Origin of the sequence: Rhizobium sp. BK376 (assembly GCF_004341625.1) — a bacterium.
Classification (GTDB): domain Bacteria; phylum Pseudomonadota; class Alphaproteobacteria; order Rhizobiales; family Rhizobiaceae; genus Rhizobium.
Window position 1 is genome coordinate 246405 of sequence record NZ_SLZG01000003.1, and the last position, 18535, is coordinate 264939.

An 18535-nucleotide genomic window follows, 5' to 3' on the forward strand; every position below is an offset into this window, starting at 1 on the left:
CGGAGACGGTGCCGATGTTCATGGAAAGCCTGGTTGGCGAGGTGCGCACGCTTGCACAGCGGTTCACCTCGATGGAGGCCGCCCGCAAGGCCGAGCCCGATGGTGAGCCGGTAGCCTGGCATTCCGCCCGCGGCATGCTCGATCTCGTCATGGCCTGCAATCAGATTTCCGAACTCAGCAGCAAGATCGCCAAGGCCGGCTATTGGGAATGCGAGAAGGAAACGCTGAACGAAATCGGTGCGCAATCGCGCCACGTTCTCTACAATGCCAGCGACTTGAGACGTACGATTGCGTCGCTGAGGCCTTGAAACCGCCGATTTGTACAGCAATGGCGTCATCTCGGCGCCATGACGACCGGGTAGATCACTGGGCTTTTCGATCGCTCTAAATTTGGCATTCTGTCAAATTTAACGGATCTCGTTCCTATATTGCCTGTGTCAATCGCCGGACAGAGAGGCTATAGCGCATGCAGACGAAACGACGGGCGCGCCAGGAAGAGGCTGCAGCCATCCAAGAGGACTCCGGTCAGCGCAGCATGGCTATGCATGATCTCGATTTTTCCGGCATTCTTGATATCGATCTTCTTCGAAAGCAATGCGATGCCGCTGCCGAAGCGAACCGCAACAGGCCGGATGTCCTTCGCGCCGATCTGCTCGCCGTTCTGAAAAAGGCGAGTGCCGAGGGTCGCGAGAAGGCAAGGGAATTACTGGCCGAGGACGGTAGCGGGCTCAATTGCGCCTACCGTATTTCCTGGCTGCAGGACCAGATCATCACGCTGCTCTACGATTTCTCGACGACCCATGTATATCCCAGGCAGAGGGATCGCTTTGCCGTTGCCGCGACCGGAGGCTACGGCCGCGATACGCTGGCGCCCGGTTCGGACATCGATCTGCTCTTCCTCTTCATGCCGAAGCCGGACGAGGAGGTCCACAAGGCGGTCGAGTTCGTCCTCTACATGCTCTGGGACATGGGTTTCAAGGTCGGCCATGCCACCCGCACGGTCGAGGAAAGCATCCGTCTCTCCAAGTCGGACATGACGATCCGCACCGCGATCCTGGAGACTCGCTACATCTGCGGCTACGAGCCGCTGGTGCGCGAAATGGAGGCGCGCTTCGACAAGGAGATCGTCACCGGCACCGGGCCTGAATTCATTGCCGCCAAGCTTGCCGAACGCGACGAACGCCACCGCAAGGCCGGCGACACGCGCTACGTCGTCGAACCGAACGTCAAGGAAAGCAAAGGCGGCCTGCGCGACCTGCACACGCTCTTCTGGATCTCCAAATATTACTACCACGTTCGCGACCCCGCCGATCTGGTGAAGGTGGGCGTGCTGTCGAAACAGGAATACCGCCTGTTCCAGAAGGCCGAGGATTTCCTCTGGGCCGTGCGCTGCCATATGCATTTCCTGACCAACAAGGCGGAAGAGCGCCTTTCCTTCGATATCCAGCCGGAGATCGCAAAAGCTCTCGGCTACCACGCTCGTCCCGGCCTTTCGGCCGTCGAGCGCTTCATGAAACACTATTTCCTGGTAGCCAAGGATGTCGGTGACCTGACACGCATTCTCTGTGCAGCCCTTGAGGACCAGCAGGCCAAGGCGACGCCGGGCCTGACCGGCGTGCTCAACCGCTTCACCCATCGTTCGCGCAAGATTCCCGGTACGCTGGAATTCGTAGAAGATCGCGGCCGCATCGCGCTCGCCAATCCTGATGTCTTCAAGCGCGATCCGGTCAGCCTCATTCGCCTGTTCCATGTCGCCGATATCAATGGGCTAGAGTTCCACCCGGACGCGCTGAAGCGGGTGACGCGCTCGCTGTCGCTGATCGACAACGATGTGCGCGAGAGCGAGGAGGCAAACCGTCTCTTCATCTCGATCCTGACCTCCAAGCGCGATCCCGCGCTCATCCTTCGCCGGATGAACGAAGCCGGCGTGCTTGGCCGCTTCATTCCCGAATTCGGCAAGATCGTCTCGATGATGCAATTCAACATGTATCATCACTATACGGTCGACGAACATCTCATTCGCTCCGTCGACGTGCTTGCCGAGATCGACAAGGGCAAGGCCGACGACATCCATCCGCTGGTCAACAAGCTGATGCCCGCCGTCGAAGACCGGGAGGCGCTGTACGTCGCTGTCCTGCTGCACGACATCGCCAAGGGACGCCAGGAGGATCACTCGGAGGCCGGCGCTAAGGTGGCGCGCAAGCTCTGCCCGCGCTTCGGCCTGTCGCCGAAGCAGACCGAGCTGGTGGTCTGGCTGGTCGAAGAACACCTGATCATGTCGATGACGGCGCAGACCCGTGATCTGACAGATCGTAAGACCGTCACCGATTTCGCCGATCGCGTTCAATCTCTCGATCGGCTGAAGCTGCTTCTGATCCTCACCGTCTGCGATATCCGCGCGGTCGGTCCCGGCGTTTGGAACGGCTGGAAGGGCCAGCTTCTGCGCACTCTTTATTATGAGACCGAACTGCTGCTTGCCGGCGGCTTCTCTGAGGTCTCGCGCAAGGAGCGGGCGGCCTTTGCTGCCGAAGCGCTCTACAATGCGCTTTCCGACTGGAGCCAGAAGGATCGCAAGACCTATACGAAGCTGCACTACCAGCCCTATCTGCTCTCGGTACCGCTCGAAGACCAGATCCGGCATACGACCTTCATCCGCCAGGCCGACAAGGCCGGACAGACGCTTGCGACAATGGTGCGCACCGACAGTTTCCACGCTATCACCGAGATCACGGTCCTGTCGCCGGACCATCCGCGCCTGCTGACCGTCATTGCCGGCGCCTGTGCCGCGGCCGGCGCCAATATTGCCGACGCACAGATCTTCACCACCTCCGACGGCCGGGCGCTCGACACGATCCATGTCAATCGTGAATTCCCCAACGATGAGGACGAGCTACGCCGCGCAGCCACCATCGGCAAGATGATCGAGGACGTGCTTTCCGGGCGCAAGCGCCTGCCCGAAGTCATCGCGAACCGCACGAAGAACCGCCGCAAGAACAAGGCGTTCACCATTCCGCCGTCGGTCGTCATCTCAAACACGCTGTCGAACAAGTTCACGGTCATCGAGGTCGAATGCCTTGACCGCACGGGTCTTCTTTCCGAGATCACGGCCGTGCTGTCCGACCTGTCGCTCGACATCCAGTCGGCGCGTATCACCACGTTTGGCGAGAAGGTCATCGACACATTCTATGTGACCGATCTCGTCGGGCAGAAGATTTCCAACGACAACAAGCGGGCCAACATCACCGCGCGGCTGAAGGCGGTGATGGCAGGCGAGGAGGATGAGATGCGCGAGCGCATGCCGTCGGGCATCATCGCCCCTCCCGCCACGCGCTCGCTGAACGCTGAAAAGAAAGCCGATTCCGCCGCATGAGTCTCGTCAAGAAATTCGTAACCGTCGGCGGAGCGACGCTCGGAAGCCGTGTCTTCGGGTTCGCCCGCGAAACGCTGATGGCAGCTGCCCTCGGCACCGGCCCGATGGCCGACGTCTTTTACGCTGCCTTCCGTTTTCCGAACCTCTTCCGCAGGCTCTTTGCCGAAGGCGCCTTCAACGCCGCCTTCGTGCCGCTCTTCGCCAAGGAGATCGAGGCCCACGGCATCGACGGCGCCAAGCGCTTCTCGGAGGAAGTCTTCGGGGTCCTGTTCTCAGTGCTGTTCCTGATCACCGTCGTCATGGAACTCGCAATGCCGCTGATCGTGCGCTGGATCATCGCGCCGGGCTTTGCCGACGATGCCGACAAGTTCGACCTGACCGTTCGGCTTGCAGCCGTCATGTTCCCCTATCTGATGTCGATGTCGTTGACGGCGATGATGAGCGGGATGCTGAATTCGCTGCATCACTTCTTCGCCGCCGCCGTCGCGCCGATCTTCCTGAACCTCGTGATGATCAGCGCGCTGTTCTACGCGATCTACTTTGGTGCCGACCCCCTGGCCACCGCCTGGTATCTGTCCTGGTCGGTGCTCGTCGCAGGCGTGCTCCAACTGCTGGTGGTCTATATCGGCGTGCGCCATGCCGGCATCAACATCGGTCTGCGCTTTCCGCGCTTCACGCCGAACGTCAAACGGTTGCTTCTCCTAGCCGTGCCCGCCGCCATCACCGGCGGCGTGACGCAGATCAACCTCGTGATCGGCCAGGCCATCGCCTCGGGCAAGGAGGGCGCGATCGCCGCCCTGCAATATGCCGACCGCATCTATCAGCTGCCGCTCGGCGTCGTCGGCGTCGCCGTTGGCATCGTGCTCTTGCCGGAGCTTGCCCGCGCATTGAAATCCGGCCACGTGAAAGAGGCCGCCAATCTACAGAACCGTTCGATCGAATTCGTGCTGTTTCTGACCCTTCCCGCCGCCGTCGCCATCTGGCTGCTGTCGGACGATATCATCCGCGTGCTTTACGAGCGCGGCGCCTTCACCCAGAACAACACCACTCTCGTCGGTTCCATTCTCGCCATCTTCGGCCTGGGCCTGCCGGGCTTTGTTCTGATCAAGGCGCTGCAGCCGGGCTTTTATGCACGCGAGGACACGAAGTCGCCGATGCGCTTCACCGCGGTCGCGGTCTTCGTCAATTCTGCGCTGTCGATCCTTCTCTTCCCGATCCTTCACGAGCGAGGCATCGCTCTGGCAGAGGCCGTTGCGGGATGGCTGAACGCGGTGCAGCTCTTCGTGACGCTCTATCGCCGTGGTCATCTCACCTGGGAGTGGGCGCTGGCGCGCCGCACCGTGCTGCTGCTTGTCGCGTCAGGCGTCATGGGCGGCGTCATCGTCTATCTGCTTCATCGCTGGGAGCCGCTTCTTTCTTCCGGCTCGACGCTGCTGACCAAGACCGGCACCTTGGCCTTACTGATACTTGTTGCAATGGTCGTGTATTTCGTCGTCGCCTTCGTGATCGGTGGAGTGGATTTGGCGATGGTCCGTCGCAACTTGAACCGCAAGCGCCCTGCCGAGTCATCCGCCGAAGCGATCAACGGCGAACCCTGACGGAAGTAGTGGCGGCCGCGCGAGCAGTAATTCCAGAACCGCTTCGGCCCGATATCGACATGCACAATGCCGTTGCAATACGTGCCGATGCCGCCGATCTCAGGCGCACTGGCCGCGGCTGCGATCACTGCGCGATAGGATGCGCCGGGCACGCGGATGTCGGCCGCCATGCAGCGCCGATGCAGAGAGCCTGTTCGGCTCGCATGTGCCCTGAGGCCTGAGGTGACGACGGGCTCGTGATGAGTTTCGGCGGCAATATGAGCGAGGACATTGCGCAATTTTTCCGGAAAGCAGCCAGCCTGGACGCTCACCGTCTGCAACATGTAGGACCGGCCGACCTCTTGATGAGAGTCGCTGGCTTCCCGATGCGTTTCGCTTGTCTCTTGCCGATTGCCCATGGCGTAACGACGGACGGGTTCTGTATTGCCTGTCGCTGCGGAAAATAGAACGACCAGAATCACGAACGCGATCGAATAGGCTCGTTGCATTGACCTACCTCCGAGGCGAGCGTCCCGCCCGATGACCTCGAAGGAAATGGTTTTCCGGCTAAAAAATCTATACGTAAAAATATACTAAAATAGTAGTAAAATTACTCGCTAATTATCATTAAAAAACGATTAAAATCAAAAAGTGAGAAATATTCACATAAATTATTGATGTGTATTGATAGCTTTACTGGCCTGCTTGAGATGAAGAGCGCGGCGCGGGTGACGGTGAACTTTCAGAGACTTGCGACATTTATTTTGCCCTCGCGTCCCCTCTCCATCTCAGGCGCATACACTTGCTAAATCTCGTCCTCGGATACGCTGCCAGGCGTGGCAGTGAGGCGGGATCGGCGCGGGTCGTGAGGGGAAGACGCAAAGCCTCATGCTCGGGGTCCGCAGAAAATGGTCTCCCTCCGGAGACGGCGAAGAGGTGACTCTTCGGGTTTCGCTTCGGGCGTGGCGAGCATGTCCCGCCCGGCTCGCCGGGCGAAAGGGAACATGCTCCACCTTTGAATCAAAGCCGGCTTATCCGCGATCTTCGATCGCGGGCGGCTTTGTGCGGCACACATGGTTTCCGTCCGAATTGGCACTCGGGTTCAACGGAAGTCGCAGAGGGATCGGAGTTGCGGGCATAAACCGCCGAACGGGGCGCTGAAAGGTGTCACTTATTTTACTTCACTACGAGGCAGCTTTCAGCGCCCCGTCCGAACTTTGAAAAATCGAGATTGCCAAGGGCGGATTCCGTCCTGTGGTATGGTCGGGGGCTGCCCCTCACCCTAACCCTCTCCCCGCAAGCGCGGCGAGGGGACGTGCCCCGCGAGGGGTTGGAGAAGGACGGAGAGGCTGCCGCGAGTCCCTTCGCCCCGCAAGCGGGGAGAAGGTGCCGGCAGGCGGATGAGGGGCTACCGGGCCGAGCCAAGCGAAAAATGCTCTCTTGACCCTTTTCCGCAATCCCCTGACAAACACCCTCAGCTATGGAGCCTACCATGACCCACTCACTTTTTCTCGTGACGCTCGTCGTCGACGATTATGACCGCGCCAAGGATTTCTATTGCGGCGCGCTCGGCTTCGATTGCCTCCAGGATCAGCCATTGCCGGAGGAGAACAAGCGCTGGGTGGTGATCGCGCCGAAGGGCGGGCATGGAGCTTCTCTGCTGCTGGCGCAGGCAGCGGATGAAAAGCAGAAAGCGGCGATCGGCAACCAGACGGGCGGCCGTGTCGGTTTCTTCCTGAAAACCGATGATTTCGCCCGCGATCATGCTGCGATGGTCGCTAGGGGCGTTCGCTTTCTCGAAGAGCCTCGCCATGAGGCCTACGGCACTGTCGCTGTCTTTGCCGATCCCTACGGCAACACCTGGGATTTGATTGAGCATTCTTCTTGAGGAGCGGCACTTCGCCTCTTGATCGCGACCGTGGCGCCATGCATAAGCCGCGACGTTAGCTACATGGGCGCGAGACGCCCTGGGGCCCTCCACCAGCCTATTGAGGACGACATGACATCAGAATTCAAGCCGCTCGTATTCTCGGGCGTTCAGCCGACCGGCAATCTCCATCTCGGCAACTATCTCGGCGCGATCCGCAAGTTCGTGGCGCTGCAGGAAAACAACGACTGCATCTATTGCGTCGTCGACCTGCATGCGCTGACGGCGCAGCTCGTGCATGAGGACATGCCCGGCCAGATCCGCTCGATCACCGCTGCCTTTCTTGCCGCCGGCATCGACCCTAAAAAGCATATCGTCTTCAATCAGTCGGCCGTGCCGCAGCACGCCGAACTTGCCTGGATCTTCAATTGCGTCGCCCGCCTCGGCTGGATGAACCGCATGACGCAGTTCAAGGACAAGGCCGGCAAGGATCGCGAGCAGGCTTCGCTGGGTCTCTACGCCTATCCGAGCCTGATGGCTGCCGACATCCTCGTCTACCGCGCGACCCATGTGCCCGTCGGCGACGACCAGAAGCAGCATCTGGAGCTTGCCCGCGACATCGCCATGAAATTCAATCTGGATTACATGGAGCACATTCGTCGCACGGGTTACGGCATCGACATCACTGTCGGTGACGAGCCGGTGCATGCCTATTTCCCGATGGTCGAGCCGCTGATCGATGGCCCGGCGCCCCGCGTGATGAGCCTGCGCGACGGCACCAAGAAGATGTCTAAGTCGGACGCATCCGATCTGTCGCGCATCAACCTGATGGACGACGAGGAAGCGATCTCCAGGAAGATCCGCAAGGCCAAGACCGATCCGGAAGGCTTGCCGAGCGAAATCGCCGGCCTTGCCAACCGCCCGGAAGCCGACAATCTCGTCGGCATCTATGCGGCGCTCGCCGACCGGTCCAAGGCTGACGTGCTCGCCGAATTTGGCGGCCAGCAGTTCTCGGTCTTCAAGCCGGCCCTGGTCGATCTTGCCGTTCACACGCTCGCGCCGATCAATGCCGAAATGCGCCGCCTGATGGCCGATCCCGGCCATATCGACAGCGTCCTTCGCGATGGCAGCGAGCGCGCTCGGGCGCGTGCCGAAGTCACGATGACGCAGGTGCGGGATATTATCGGCTTTATCCACTGAGGTGACTGCGATGAGGGAGATCTAAACCCCTCCCCAACCCCTCCCCACAAGGGGGAGGGGCTAACCTGCCGCTCTGTCGAAGCCTCGATTGAGGCAAAGCAGTTGCTGCGAGTCTTCTCCCCCCCCTTGTGGGGGAGATGCCCGGCAGGGTAGAGAGGGCCTTTTCCAAATGTTGCACTTCCCCCTCTCCCCTCGGGGAGAGGGTAGGGTGAGGGGGCCTGCCCCAAGGCGCCACCGAAATCGGGGGCTTGCAAAACCTCAAAATCAGGTGTCAGAGTCGCGCCCATGGTATCAACGCGACTCTCCAGGCTCGAAGGTCATCGCCGGAAATTCATGGCGGTGATCGACGGAACGCCCGAATGCCAGCGTGCTGTCCGCTATGCCGGCCGGCGGGCCAAAAATTCCAATGGCGGGCTCGTTCTGCTCTATGTGATCCCCGAGGGCGATTTCCAGCAATGGCTGGGCGTCGAGGAGATCATGCGGGCCGAGGCTCGCGAAGAGGCCGAGGCCGTGGTTGCCAAATCGGCCCAGCAGGTGCGCGAGACCATCGGCATCGATCCCGAGGTCGTCATCCGCGAAGGTGCTGTCACCGAGCAGATCAACGCCGCGATTGAAGAAGACCGGGACATTGCGATCCTTGTCCTCGCTGCCGGTTCCGCCAAGGAGGGACCCGGGCCGCTGGTCTCCTCGGTGGCCGGACGTGGTGCCGCCTTCCCGATCCCCGTGACGATCCTGCCGGACACGCTGACGGATGAGGAAATCGACGCGGTCGGTTGATTGCATTCCCTGCATTTCTTGAGTGTAAGGCTCTTGAATGCGGGTCTGAATAGGCATATCTCTTTTGAAGAATTCTAAAGATCGGGCAGGGTGGACGCGCCCGCCGCACGGAGACGACGATGTTCATACAGACCGAAGCCACCCCGAATCCGGCCACCCTTAAGTTCCTCCCCGGCAAAGTGGTGATGGAATCGGGCACGGCCGAGTTCCGCAACGCTGCGGATGCCGACGTTTCGCCGCTTGCTGCCCGTCTGTTCGAGATTCCGGGCGTGACCGGCGTCTATTTCGGCTATGATTTCATCACCGTCTCCAAGGAAGAGCAGGAATGGCAGCACCTGAAGCCGGCCATCCTCGGCTCGATCATGGAGCATTTCATGTCCGGCAAGCCCGTCATGGGCGCTTCGTCTTCGCGCGAAGAGGAACTCGATGCCGGCGGCGAATTCTTCGATGAGGGCGATGAAACCATCGTCCTGACCATCAAGGAATTGCTCGACACCCGCGTTCGTCCGGCGGTGGCCCAGGATGGCGGTGACATCACTTTCCGCGGCTTCCGCGATGGCAAGGTCTATCTGAACATGAAGGGGTCCTGCGCCGGTTGCCCGTCGTCGACGGCGACGTTGAAGCACGGCGTGCAAAACCTGCTGCGCCATTTCGTGCCTGAAGTTCAGGAAGTCGAAGCCGTTTAAGGCAATTCCGGAAAAGCGCGAAACGGCTTCCCATCCGAATCGCGTGAAAATTCGGAATTGTATGAAAACCAACTGAAGCCGGCCTTTCGGATATTTCTTAAATGATCGTACTGGCGCTCGACACGGCAGGTGTTGATTGTGCTGTCGCTGTGTATAATAGCGATGGAGATTCTGTGCTTGGGGAGGTCACGGAAACGATCGGGCGAGGGCATGCTGAACGTTTGATGGCAATTCTCGACGAGACTTTGGCGAAAGCCGGTCTCGGTCTGGATGCTGTCGATCGCATCGCCGTCACGATCGGCCCCGGCTCCTTCACCGGCATTCGCGTCGGCGTCGCGGCAGCCCGCGGGCTTGCCTTATCCCTCGGCATTCCGGCAGTAGGCGTGACGACTCTGGAAACCATGGCCGCCGCTGCACTCGAGCAAGCGCCCGGCCAGCCGGTTCTCGCAGCCCGCGATGCCAAGCGCGACGAGATCTATCTCCAAACCTTCGACGAGAATGGTGCGCCCAGCAGCGAGGCGCAGGCGCTGCCTGTTGCCGACGCCCGGACGCTTGCCGGCGGTTTCGACGGTACGATCACAGGTTCTGCCGCGCCGCTGCTGAAAAGTGAGCCGGCGAATGATCAGCCCGACAGCTTCCCGATTGCCCTCGTCGCCCGGCTGGGCGCATTGAAACCCGTCGGCGAAAAGCCGAAGCCGCTTTACCTACGTGGACCTGATGCCCGGCCGCAGGCCGGCTATGCCGTTGCCCGGATATGACCATGCTCGAATCCTATCTCACCCTGAAGCCCGAATTCGAGATCGTGATGATGGAGCCGCAGGATTGCCACGAGGTGTCCGTCCTGCACGCCGAGCGTTTTCCAAGAGCCTGGAATGACGGCGAGTTTCATAGCCTTTTGAGCCAGGAGCCGGTCTTCGGTTTCGTCGCCCGCCAGACCAATGCCTTCCTGAGGAAGCCGCTTCCGGGTTTCGTGCTCGCAAGGCACGCCGCCGGTGAAGGTGAGATCCTGACGATCGCCGTGCAGCCGAAGCTCGCGCGGACGGGGCTCGGCTGGCGGCTGATGCAAGCGGCCCTGCGCGAGGCCCAGGCTCGCGGCGGCGAGACCATGTTTCTCGAAGTCGATGGCGGCAATGCGCCGGCGCTCGGCCTCTATCGCAAGCTCGGCTTTGAGAAGGTCGGCGAGCGCAAGGCCTACTACGCTGACGACAAAGGCGCAAAATCGACGGCGCTTGTCATGCGCCGTGTTCTTCGCTAGTCCCTAGCGGAAACGAAATAGCCGCGAAGACCACCTGCCATGACCGATGCCACCAAGACACTGGAGGAGCTCTGCGCCGAACGCGGTATGCGCATGACCGATCAGCGCCGGGTGATCGCCCGGATATTGCAGGAATCGGAAGATCATCCTGACGTCGAGGAGCTCCATCGCCGCTCCGTTAAAGTCGACAGCAAGATCTCGATCTCCACGGTCTATCGCACCGTCAAGCTCTTCGAGGATGCGGGCATCATCGCCCGCCACGATTTCCGCGACGGCCGCTCCCGCTACGAGACACTGCCGGAAGAACACCACGACCACCTCCTCGACCTGAAGAATGGGACCGTCATCGAGTTCAGCTCTCCCGAGATCGAGGCGCTGCAGGAGCGCATTGCGCGGGAGCATGGCTTCCAACTGGTGGATCATCGGCTTGAGCTCTACGGAATTCCGCTGAAGAAGGACGAGCGTTGAGGTGATGCCGGAAGCCCGGGAGACGACATATTGACTTATTGGCTGCGCATGGCCTGTGCCGCCATCGTCATATCGGTCGTCAGTCTGTTCATGCTGCCGCTGCAGATGCTCTGCCTCCGTTTCGGCTGGAAACTGAGCCGCTATCTGCCACGCATCTGGCATCGCGTTCTCTGCTATTGGCTCGGCATCCGCATCCATGTCATCGGCACGCCTGAACGGCGCCGGCCATTGATGCTCGCCTCCAACCATTCGTCCTGGCTCGATATTCTCGTCCTCTCGGCCGTCGCCGACGTTGCGTTCATCGCCAAGATCGAGGTGCGTGACTGGCCGATCTTCGGTCTCCTCGCCCGGCTGCAAAACAGCGTCTTCGTCGTCAGGGAGCAGAAACGATCGACCGGCAACCAGGTAAACGAGATTGCCGAGCGCATGGCAGGCGGCGAGATCATGGTGCTGTTTCCCGAAGGGACAACCTCCGACGGCAACCGGTTGCTGGAGGTAAAATCCTCGCTCTTCGGAGCCGCGGCCGCAGCTTTGCCAGGCGCGCCGAACGGCACGGTTTATGTCCAGCCGGTCGCCGTCGCCTATACCCGCATTCACGGTCTCGCCATGGGACGTTATTATCGCCCCGTTACCGCATGGCCCGGCGATATCGAGCTGCTGCCGCATCTGAAAGGTATCCTGGCCTGCGGCGCGATCGATGTGGATGTCTGCTTCGGCGAGGCCGTTGAATATCGCGCCGACAGCAACCGCAAGGAAGTCAGCGCCACCATCGCCAGCCGCATCCGCATCATGCTTACAAGCCGGTTGCTGGGACGCGAGATCGACTGATCTCAAGATTTCGATTTTCACCGAGATTAAAAACCACTAAATAGCGCCCATGACCCAGGAAAGCGCAGTTCTCGACGCCCCGGATACCACTATCCGCGATGGCTCAAACACCCGTAAGGTCTTCATCAAGACCTATGGTTGCCAGATGAATGTCTACGATTCCACGCGCATGAGCGATGCGCTGGCTAAGGATGGCTATGAGCCGACCGAAGACATGGAAGAGGCCGACCTGGTCCTGCTCAATACCTGCCATATCCGCGAAAAGGCCGCCGAAAAGGTCTACTCGGCGCTTGGCCGCCTGCGTGACATGAAGAAGCGCAAGGCAGCCGTCGGTCGCGAGATGATGATCGGGGTCACCGGCTGCGTCGCCCAGGCCGAAGGCGAGGAAATCCTGCGTCGCGCGCCTGCCGTCGACGTCGTCATCGGCCCGCAGACCTATCACCGTCTGCCCGACGCGCTGCGCCGCGCCAAGGAGGGCCAGCGGGTCGTCGATACGGAATATGCGCTGGAAGACAAGTTCGAGCACCTGCCGATTGCCGAGAAGGGCAAGATCCGCTCGCGCGGCGTCACGGCTTTCCTGACCGTCCAGGAAGGTTGCGACAAGTTCTGCACGTTCTGCGTGGTTCCCTATACCCGCGGCTCGGAGGTTTCCCGGTCGGTCCAGCAGATCGTCGAAGAGGCTGAGAAACTTGTGGACGGCGGCGTCCGCGAAATCACGCTTCTCGGCCAGAACGTCAATGCCTGGCACGGAGCAGGCCCGAACGGTCAGGCCTGGAGCCTCGGCGATCTGCTCTACCGTCTGGCGGAAATTCCAGGCCTTGCCCGGTTGCGCTACACCACAAGCCATCCCCGCGACATGGACGACCGCTTGATCGGCGCCCATAGCGATCTGCGCAAGCTGATGCCCTACCTCCACCTGCCGGTCCAGTCGGGCTCGAACCGCATTCTGAAGGCTATGAACCGTCGCCATACGACGGCAGAATATCTGGCCTTGATCGATAAAATCCGCTCTGCACGCCCCGATATCGCCCTTTCGGGTGACTTTATCGTCGGTTTTCCGGGGGAGACAGACGAGGATTTTGCGGATACACTAAAGCTCGTGGAGGATGTGCGTTACGCACAGGCCTTCTCGTTTAAATATTCAACGCGCCCTGGAACACCCGGCGCGGAACTGAAGGACCAGGTGCCCGAAGAGATCAAGGCTGATCGGCTGGAACGTCTGCAGGCGCTGCTTCTGGAGCAGCAGCAGGAGTTCGCCGAGGCCTGTGTGGGCAAGGTCATCGATCTCCTGCTCGAAAAGCCCGGCAGAATGCCCGGACAGTTGATCGGCCGATCCCCTTGGCTTCAGTCTGTGAATGTTGATGCAAAAGCATCGCAAATCGGTGACATTATTAACGTGCGAATCACCGGAACCAGCACGAACAGCTTGTTTGCTGAAGTGCTATAGGTTTCGGACAGCCAAAGGAGCCTGACCGCTTGAACGGACAAGAATTGGTTTCTTCCTCATCGCGCCAGCCACGCATCGCGAGCGACGCCAATCACTTCGTCCTGACGTTCGAGAACAATAGGTTCGCCAGCGAGCTATTTGGTCAGTTCGATCAGAATCTGAAGCTTCTTGAAGAGCGGCTCGGCATCGATGCCCGCGCCAGGGGCAATTCCGTTGTCATCACGGGGGATGTGCTCACCACCAACCAGGCGCGTCGCACGCTCGACTATCTCTATGACAAGCTGCAGAAAGGCGGGAGCGTGGAACGATCCGACGTCGAGGGCGCAATCCGCATGGCGGTTGCCACAGACGACCAACTGAGCTTGCCGACCATGGAAAAGAAGGCAAAGCTCACCATGGCGCAGATTTCGACCCGCAAGAAGACCATCGTTGCCCGAACCCCGACGCAGGACGCCTATATGCGGGCGCTTGAACGCGCCGAGCTCGTTTTCGGCGTCGGCCCGGCCGGTACCGGCAAGACCTATCTCGCCGTCGCGCATGCCTGCCAGCTTCTGGAGCGCGGCGCTGTCGAAAAGATCATCCTGTCGCGTCCAGCCGTCGAGGCTGGCGAGCGTCTCGGCTTCCTGCCAGGCGACATGAAGGAAAAGGTCGATCCCTATCTGCGCCCGCTCTATGACGCGCTTTACGACATGATGCCGGCCGACAAGGTCGACCGTGCCATTACCGCCGGCGTCATTGAAATCGCGCCGCTCGCCTTCATGCGCGGCCGTACGCTTGCCAACGCGGCCGTCATCCTGGACGAAGCGCAGAACACGACCGCGATGCAGATGAAGATGTTCCTGACGCGTCTCGGCGAGAATTCGCGGATGATCATTACAGGCGACCCGAGCCAGATCGATCTGCCGCGCGGCGTGAAATCCGGTCTCGTCGAGGCCTTGCACCTGCTTCACGACATCGAGGGCATCTCGATCGTGCGCTTCAAGGATACGGATGTCGTGCGTCACCCGCTTGTCGGCCGCATCGTCAGGGCCTACGACGCCACCTATGCGGCGCCGGCTGATGGCATCGAGGTCGATCGACAGAACTAATGCCGCAACTCGATATCCAGATCAGCGTCGAAGAGGGCGACTGGCCCTCTGAGGAGACGCTTCAGACGCTTGCAGAGCGCGTTCTCGGCACGGCCGCGACCTACCTGCACAAGGTTGCCGGTCAGCCATTCCCCGAGGTAGCGCCGGAGCTTTCCCTGGTCTTTACCGACGATGCCTCGATCCGGGAGATCAACGCGGAATGGCGCAGCCAGGAAAAGCCGACCAACGTGCTCTCTTTCCCGGCCTTTCCACTTCAGCCCGGCGGCAAGCCGGGGCCGATGCTGGGTGATATCATCATCGCCAGGGAGACGGTGGAGCGCGAGGCGGTCGAACTGGAAAAGAGTTTTGACGACCATCTGACGCACCTTATGGTGCACGGCTTCTTGCATCTCTTTGGGTACGACCATATGAATAATGCAGAAGCCGAAACTATGGAGGGCCTCGAGACTCGCATTTTGGCGAACCTTGGCCTATCTGATCCCTATGCGGGGCAAGACCCGATCGATTAGGAACCATGAGCGACTTTACAGCGAAGCCGGCCACCGAGGCCAAAGACGGTGCCGACGCCTCCTCCGATGAGGGTGGCAGTAGTAGCAACGGCAAGCACGTCAACCGATCATCCTTCTGGACGCGGGCAACACGCATCTTGCGTCCGGCGCAGGGCTCCCGGTTGCGCGAGGACCTTGCCGATGCGCTGATGACCGATGCGGCAGGCGACGATGCCTTCTCGCCCGACGAAAGGGCGATGCTGCACAACATCCTGCGCTTCCGCGAGGTGCGCGTCGCCGACATCATGGTGCCGCGCGCCGATATCGAGGCGGTGGACCAGAACATCACCATCGGCGAACTGATGATCCTCTTCGAGGAATCCGGTCGCTCCCGCATGCCGGTCTATTGCGACACGCTCGACGATCCGCGCGGCATGATCCATATCCGCGATCTTCTTTCCTATGTCGCAAAGCAGGCGCGCAACAAGCGCCGGGCGCCTGCGAAATCGACAAAGGCGGCGCCGGCCCCGATCGTCGAGATTGTTGCCGAAAACATTCAGAAGGCGCCGCGCTCGGCCAAGCCGAATTTCGATCTCGCCCGGGTCGACCTGCAGAAGACCGTGGCCGAAGCCGGCATCATCCGCAAGATCCTCTTCGTGCCGCCCTCGATGCTGGCTTCCGATCTCCTGCGCCGCATGCAGGTCAACCGCACGCAGATGGCGCTCGTCATCGACGAATATGGCGGCACGGATGGCCTAGCCTCGCATGAGGACATCGTCGAAATGGTCGTCGGCGATATCGATGACGAACATGATGACGAAGAAGTGATGTTCAAGCAGGTGTCGGAGGATATGTTCATCGCCGATGCCCGCGTCGAGTTGGAAGAGATCGCCGAGGCGATCGGCCCTGATTTCGACATCAGCGAACAAGTGGACGAGGTCGACACGCTCGGCGGCCTGATCTTCTCTGCACTTGGCCGCATTCCTGTTCGCGGCGAGGTGGTTCAGGCCCTTCCGGGCTTTGAATTCCACATTCTTGATGCCGACCCGCGGCGCATCAAGCGCGTGCGCATCACCCGCAAGCGCCACGCCGTCCGCCGCCGTCCGGCCAAGACGGATGGTGATGGCAGCACGCCGGACCGCGAAGCCCCGCCGCCGGACAATCTTTCGGACGATCCGGCTGCCGGACGGAGCGCTGCCGGCTAAGCCGGCGGCTTCCCTCACGAAACACGACAAGACGCCGCTTTTTTGAAAGACTGCGCATCAGGTGATTCGCGGCAGAGATAGGAGCGCGCGCATGGAATGGCTTGCGGGCAGGATCATTCTCGCATGGGGTTTCAAGCGCGCATTATTGGCCATTCTCGCAGGGGCGATCGGCGTTCTGGCATTGCCGCCCTTCGGCTTCTTCGCCGCCATGTTCGTCTCCTTCACGCTGCTGGTCTGGCTGTTGGATGGGGCGGCAGCGGCGCCCGGCAGCGGCTTCCTGCGGCGGCTCTGGCCGGCCTTTGCCACCGGCTGGCTGTTCGGCTTCGGCTATTTCGTCGCTGGCCTCTGGTGGCTCGGCCATGCGCTTCTGATCGATGCCGATGAATTCGCCTGGGCCCTGCCGCTGGCAATCCTCGGGCTGCCTGCCTTCCTTGCCATCTTCTATGGCGTGGCGACGGCGCTCGCCCGACTGGTCTGGTCCGACGGCATGGGGCGGATCGCCGCCCTGGCCCTCGGTTTCGGCATTCTCGAATGGCTGAGAACTTTCGCCTTTACCGGCTTTCCCTGGAACGCCATCGGCTATGGCATCATGCCGATCCCTCTCATGATGCAGTCGGCGCATCTGGTCGGGATGCTCGGAGTGACGGTCCTTGCCGTGTTCGTCTTCTCGGCCCCCGCCCTTCTCGGCACCCGCCAAGGCGCCGCGCCGGGGATCGGCCTTGCCATCATCTTTTTCGCCGCCCATCTCGGCTATGGCTATTACGCCCTGCATCAGCCGGAGCCGCCGGCCGATGCGGCTGGGAAAGCGCCGATCGTGCGCATCGTTCAGCCGGAGATCGATCAGGAAGACAAGATGGATACGGATGCGGACCGCGCTGCGATCTTCGAGAAGCATCTGTCGCTGTCAGCGCAGCCGCCGAAGGACGGCGGCAAGAAGCCCGATATCATCGTCTGGCCCGAGACTTCGATCCCCTTCATCCTGACCGATAACCAGGACGCCCTGACGCGCATTGCCGACGTCCTTGATGACAACCAGATCCTGATTGCCGGAGCCGTCCGCGCCGAGGACATGGGGCCGGGTGCGCCGCCGCGCTACTATAATTCCGTCTATGTCATCGATGGGAAAGGCCAGATCATAGGTGCCTCGGACAAGGTCCATCTCGTGCCCTTCGGCGAATACGTGCCTTTCGAGAACATCCTGCAGAACCTCGGCATAGAGAATGTGGTCGAAATGCCGGGCGGCTTTTCCGCCGCCTCGCGCCGGTCGCTGCTGACGCTGCCAAGTGGGGTGAAGCTCTATCCGCTGATCTGCTACGAGATCATCTTTCCGGACGAAATGACGCCGGATATCACAAAAGCGGATGCTATTCTTAACGTTACAAATGATGCCTGGTTTGGCGAGACACCCGGACCCTTTCAGCATTTCCAGCAGGCGCGCGTCAGGGCTGTCGAGCAGGGGTTGCCGCTGATTCGCAGCGCCAATACCGGGATCTCGGCGTTTGTCGATGCTCACGGACGTTTGATTTCCGGAATCGATTTTAATCAGCAAGGATTTGTCGACGCTACTCTGGGTAGTGCAACTCATTCGTATATCAACGATAAGGAAAGGAGAATATACTTCTGGTTGATTGTGGGAGGTATGGGTTTGATCGCTCTGATTTCACGTCTGGGTTTTATTTCAAGGGCGAATTGACCAAAAACCCCTAAAATTGCATAGTGGATTTCGTGGACCTTCTTAACGTAAATTAGAAGGCTGTAAGCACCTCATGTACAACGTGGCGTTATGGGGTGCTTCAAGGGCGGGCCGGGTCGCAGGATTACAATTCAACCGTTTGTTAGGGCTAAATGATGATTGAGAATAAAAAGAAGCCGAACCCGATCGATATCCATGTCGGCAGTCGGATCCGCCTCCGGCGCACTATGCTTGGCATGAGTCAAGAAAAATTGGGCGAAAGCTTGGGAATTACGTTCCAGCAAATCCAGAAGTATGAGAAGGGCACCAACCGCGTTGGCGCCAGCCGTCTGCAGAACATCTCGAGCATTCTTAACGTTCCGGTTTCCTTCTTTTTCGAGGATGCGCCGGGCGAGCAGTCCGGAGCGCTGACCGGCATGGCCGAGGCCTCCAGCTCGAACTACGTTGTCGACTTTCTGTCCTCCTCGGAAGGTCTTCAGCTCAACCGCGCTTTTGTGAAGATTTCCGACTCCAAGGTCCGCCGCAAGGTAGTGGAACTGGTCAAGGCTTTGGCCGCTGAGGCCGACGCGGAATAATTCATTCATAT

Annotated in this window: 17 protein-coding genes and 1 pseudogene; 17 read left to right on the forward strand and 1 reads right to left on the reverse strand. The window is 60.4% G+C overall.

Translation table 11 applies throughout. The features are described 5' to 3' along the window. The first annotated feature begins 14 nt into the window (after positions 1-14). From EV561_RS09625 to murJ, 3 genes are all read left to right on the forward strand, one after another. On the forward strand, positions 15-308 hold the full coding sequence (locus EV561_RS09625) for a hypothetical protein (RefSeq protein WP_132520650.1): 294 nt from the start codon (positions 15-17) through the stop codon (positions 306-308). A 158-nt stretch (positions 309-466) separates the two neighbouring features. Then, positions 467-3370: a [protein-PII] uridylyltransferase gene (locus tag EV561_RS09630; RefSeq protein ID WP_132520653.1), complete on the forward strand. Its 2904-nt coding sequence runs from the start codon at positions 467-469 to the stop codon at positions 3368-3370. Further along, positions 3367-4968, forward strand: coding sequence for a murein biosynthesis integral membrane protein MurJ (murJ, locus tag EV561_RS09635; protein WP_132520656.1), 1602 nt, complete (start codon positions 3367-3369; stop codon positions 4966-4968). The genes EV561_RS09630 and murJ overlap by 4 nt, the downstream gene beginning before the upstream one ends. A gap of 23 nt (positions 4969-4991) precedes the next feature. Here the strand turns inward: murJ and EV561_RS09640 are convergent. After that, a pseudogene (locus tag EV561_RS09640) lies at positions 4992-5456 on the reverse strand (DUF882 domain-containing protein); the annotation flags it as partial. A gap of 983 nt (positions 5457-6439) precedes the next feature. On the opposite strand from EV561_RS09640, the gene EV561_RS09645 reads away from it, so the two are divergent. The 14 genes from EV561_RS09645 (at position 6440) to EV561_RS09710 (ending at position 18524) form a co-directional block, all read left to right on the forward strand. Beyond that, positions 6440-6835 carry a VOC family protein gene (locus EV561_RS09645; protein WP_132520659.1) on the forward strand — a complete coding sequence of 132 codons (396 nt, stop codon included), beginning with the start codon at positions 6440-6442 and terminating at the stop codon, positions 6833-6835. Between the two features lie 111 nt (positions 6836-6946). After that, complete coding sequence (gene trpS / locus EV561_RS09650; RefSeq protein ID WP_132520662.1) at positions 6947-8014, forward strand: tryptophan--tRNA ligase; 1068 nt, start codon at positions 6947-6949, stop codon at positions 8012-8014. Between the two features lie 285 nt (positions 8015-8299). Continuing rightward, the gene (locus EV561_RS09655) at positions 8300-8791 is read left to right on the forward strand and encodes a universal stress protein (protein WP_132520665.1); all 492 of its coding nucleotides are present in this window, start codon (positions 8300-8302) and stop codon (positions 8789-8791) included. Between the two features lie 119 nt (positions 8792-8910). Continuing rightward, entirely contained in the window at positions 8911-9477 is a 567-nt protein-coding gene (locus tag EV561_RS09660) for a NifU family protein (protein ID WP_132520668.1), read from the forward strand. 101 nt (positions 9478-9578) lie between these two features. Beyond that, a complete protein-coding gene (tsaB, locus tag EV561_RS09665) occupies positions 9579-10235 on the forward strand; it encodes a tRNA (adenosine(37)-N6)-threonylcarbamoyltransferase complex dimerization subunit type 1 TsaB (RefSeq protein ID WP_132520671.1) in 657 nt (218 codons plus the stop codon). A 2-nt stretch (positions 10236-10237) separates the two neighbouring features. Next, entirely contained in the window at positions 10238-10732 is a 495-nt protein-coding gene (locus EV561_RS09670) for an N-acetyltransferase (RefSeq protein ID WP_132520674.1), read from the forward strand. A 39-nt stretch (positions 10733-10771) separates the two neighbouring features. Next, entirely contained in the window at positions 10772-11200 is a 429-nt protein-coding gene (locus tag EV561_RS09675; protein WP_132520677.1) for a Fur family transcriptional regulator, read from the forward strand. Between the two features lie 30 nt (positions 11201-11230). Continuing rightward, positions 11231-12028 carry a lysophospholipid acyltransferase family protein gene (locus EV561_RS09680; protein WP_132520680.1) on the forward strand — a complete coding sequence of 266 codons (798 nt, stop codon included), beginning with the start codon at positions 11231-11233 and terminating at the stop codon, positions 12026-12028. Between the two features lie 49 nt (positions 12029-12077). Next, positions 12078-13475 carry a tRNA (N6-isopentenyl adenosine(37)-C2)-methylthiotransferase MiaB gene (gene miaB, locus EV561_RS09685; protein ID WP_132520683.1) on the forward strand — a complete coding sequence of 466 codons (1398 nt, stop codon included), beginning with the start codon at positions 12078-12080 and terminating at the stop codon, positions 13473-13475. A gap of 29 nt (positions 13476-13504) precedes the next feature. After that, positions 13505-14563, forward strand: coding sequence for a PhoH family protein (locus tag EV561_RS09690; protein WP_132520686.1), 1059 nt, complete (start codon positions 13505-13507; stop codon positions 14561-14563). Continuing rightward, positions 14563-15072, forward strand: a complete 510-nt coding sequence (ybeY, locus tag EV561_RS09695; RefSeq protein WP_132520689.1) for an rRNA maturation RNase YbeY — start codon at positions 14563-14565, stop codon at positions 15070-15072. The genes EV561_RS09690 and ybeY overlap by 1 nt, the downstream gene beginning before the upstream one ends. Before the next feature lie 5 nt (positions 15073-15077). After that, positions 15078-16256 carry a hemolysin family protein gene (locus EV561_RS09700; RefSeq protein WP_132520692.1) on the forward strand — a complete coding sequence of 393 codons (1179 nt, stop codon included), beginning with the start codon at positions 15078-15080 and terminating at the stop codon, positions 16254-16256. Positions 16257-16347: 91 nt separating this feature from the next. Continuing rightward, positions 16348-17949: an apolipoprotein N-acyltransferase gene (gene lnt, locus EV561_RS09705; protein WP_132520695.1), complete on the forward strand. Its 1602-nt coding sequence runs from the start codon at positions 16348-16350 to the stop codon at positions 17947-17949. Between the two features lie 155 nt (positions 17950-18104). Next, the gene (locus tag EV561_RS09710; protein ID WP_132520698.1) at positions 18105-18524 is read left to right on the forward strand and encodes a helix-turn-helix domain-containing protein; all 420 of its coding nucleotides are present in this window, start codon (positions 18105-18107) and stop codon (positions 18522-18524) included. Positions 18525-18535: the final 11 nt, after the last annotated feature.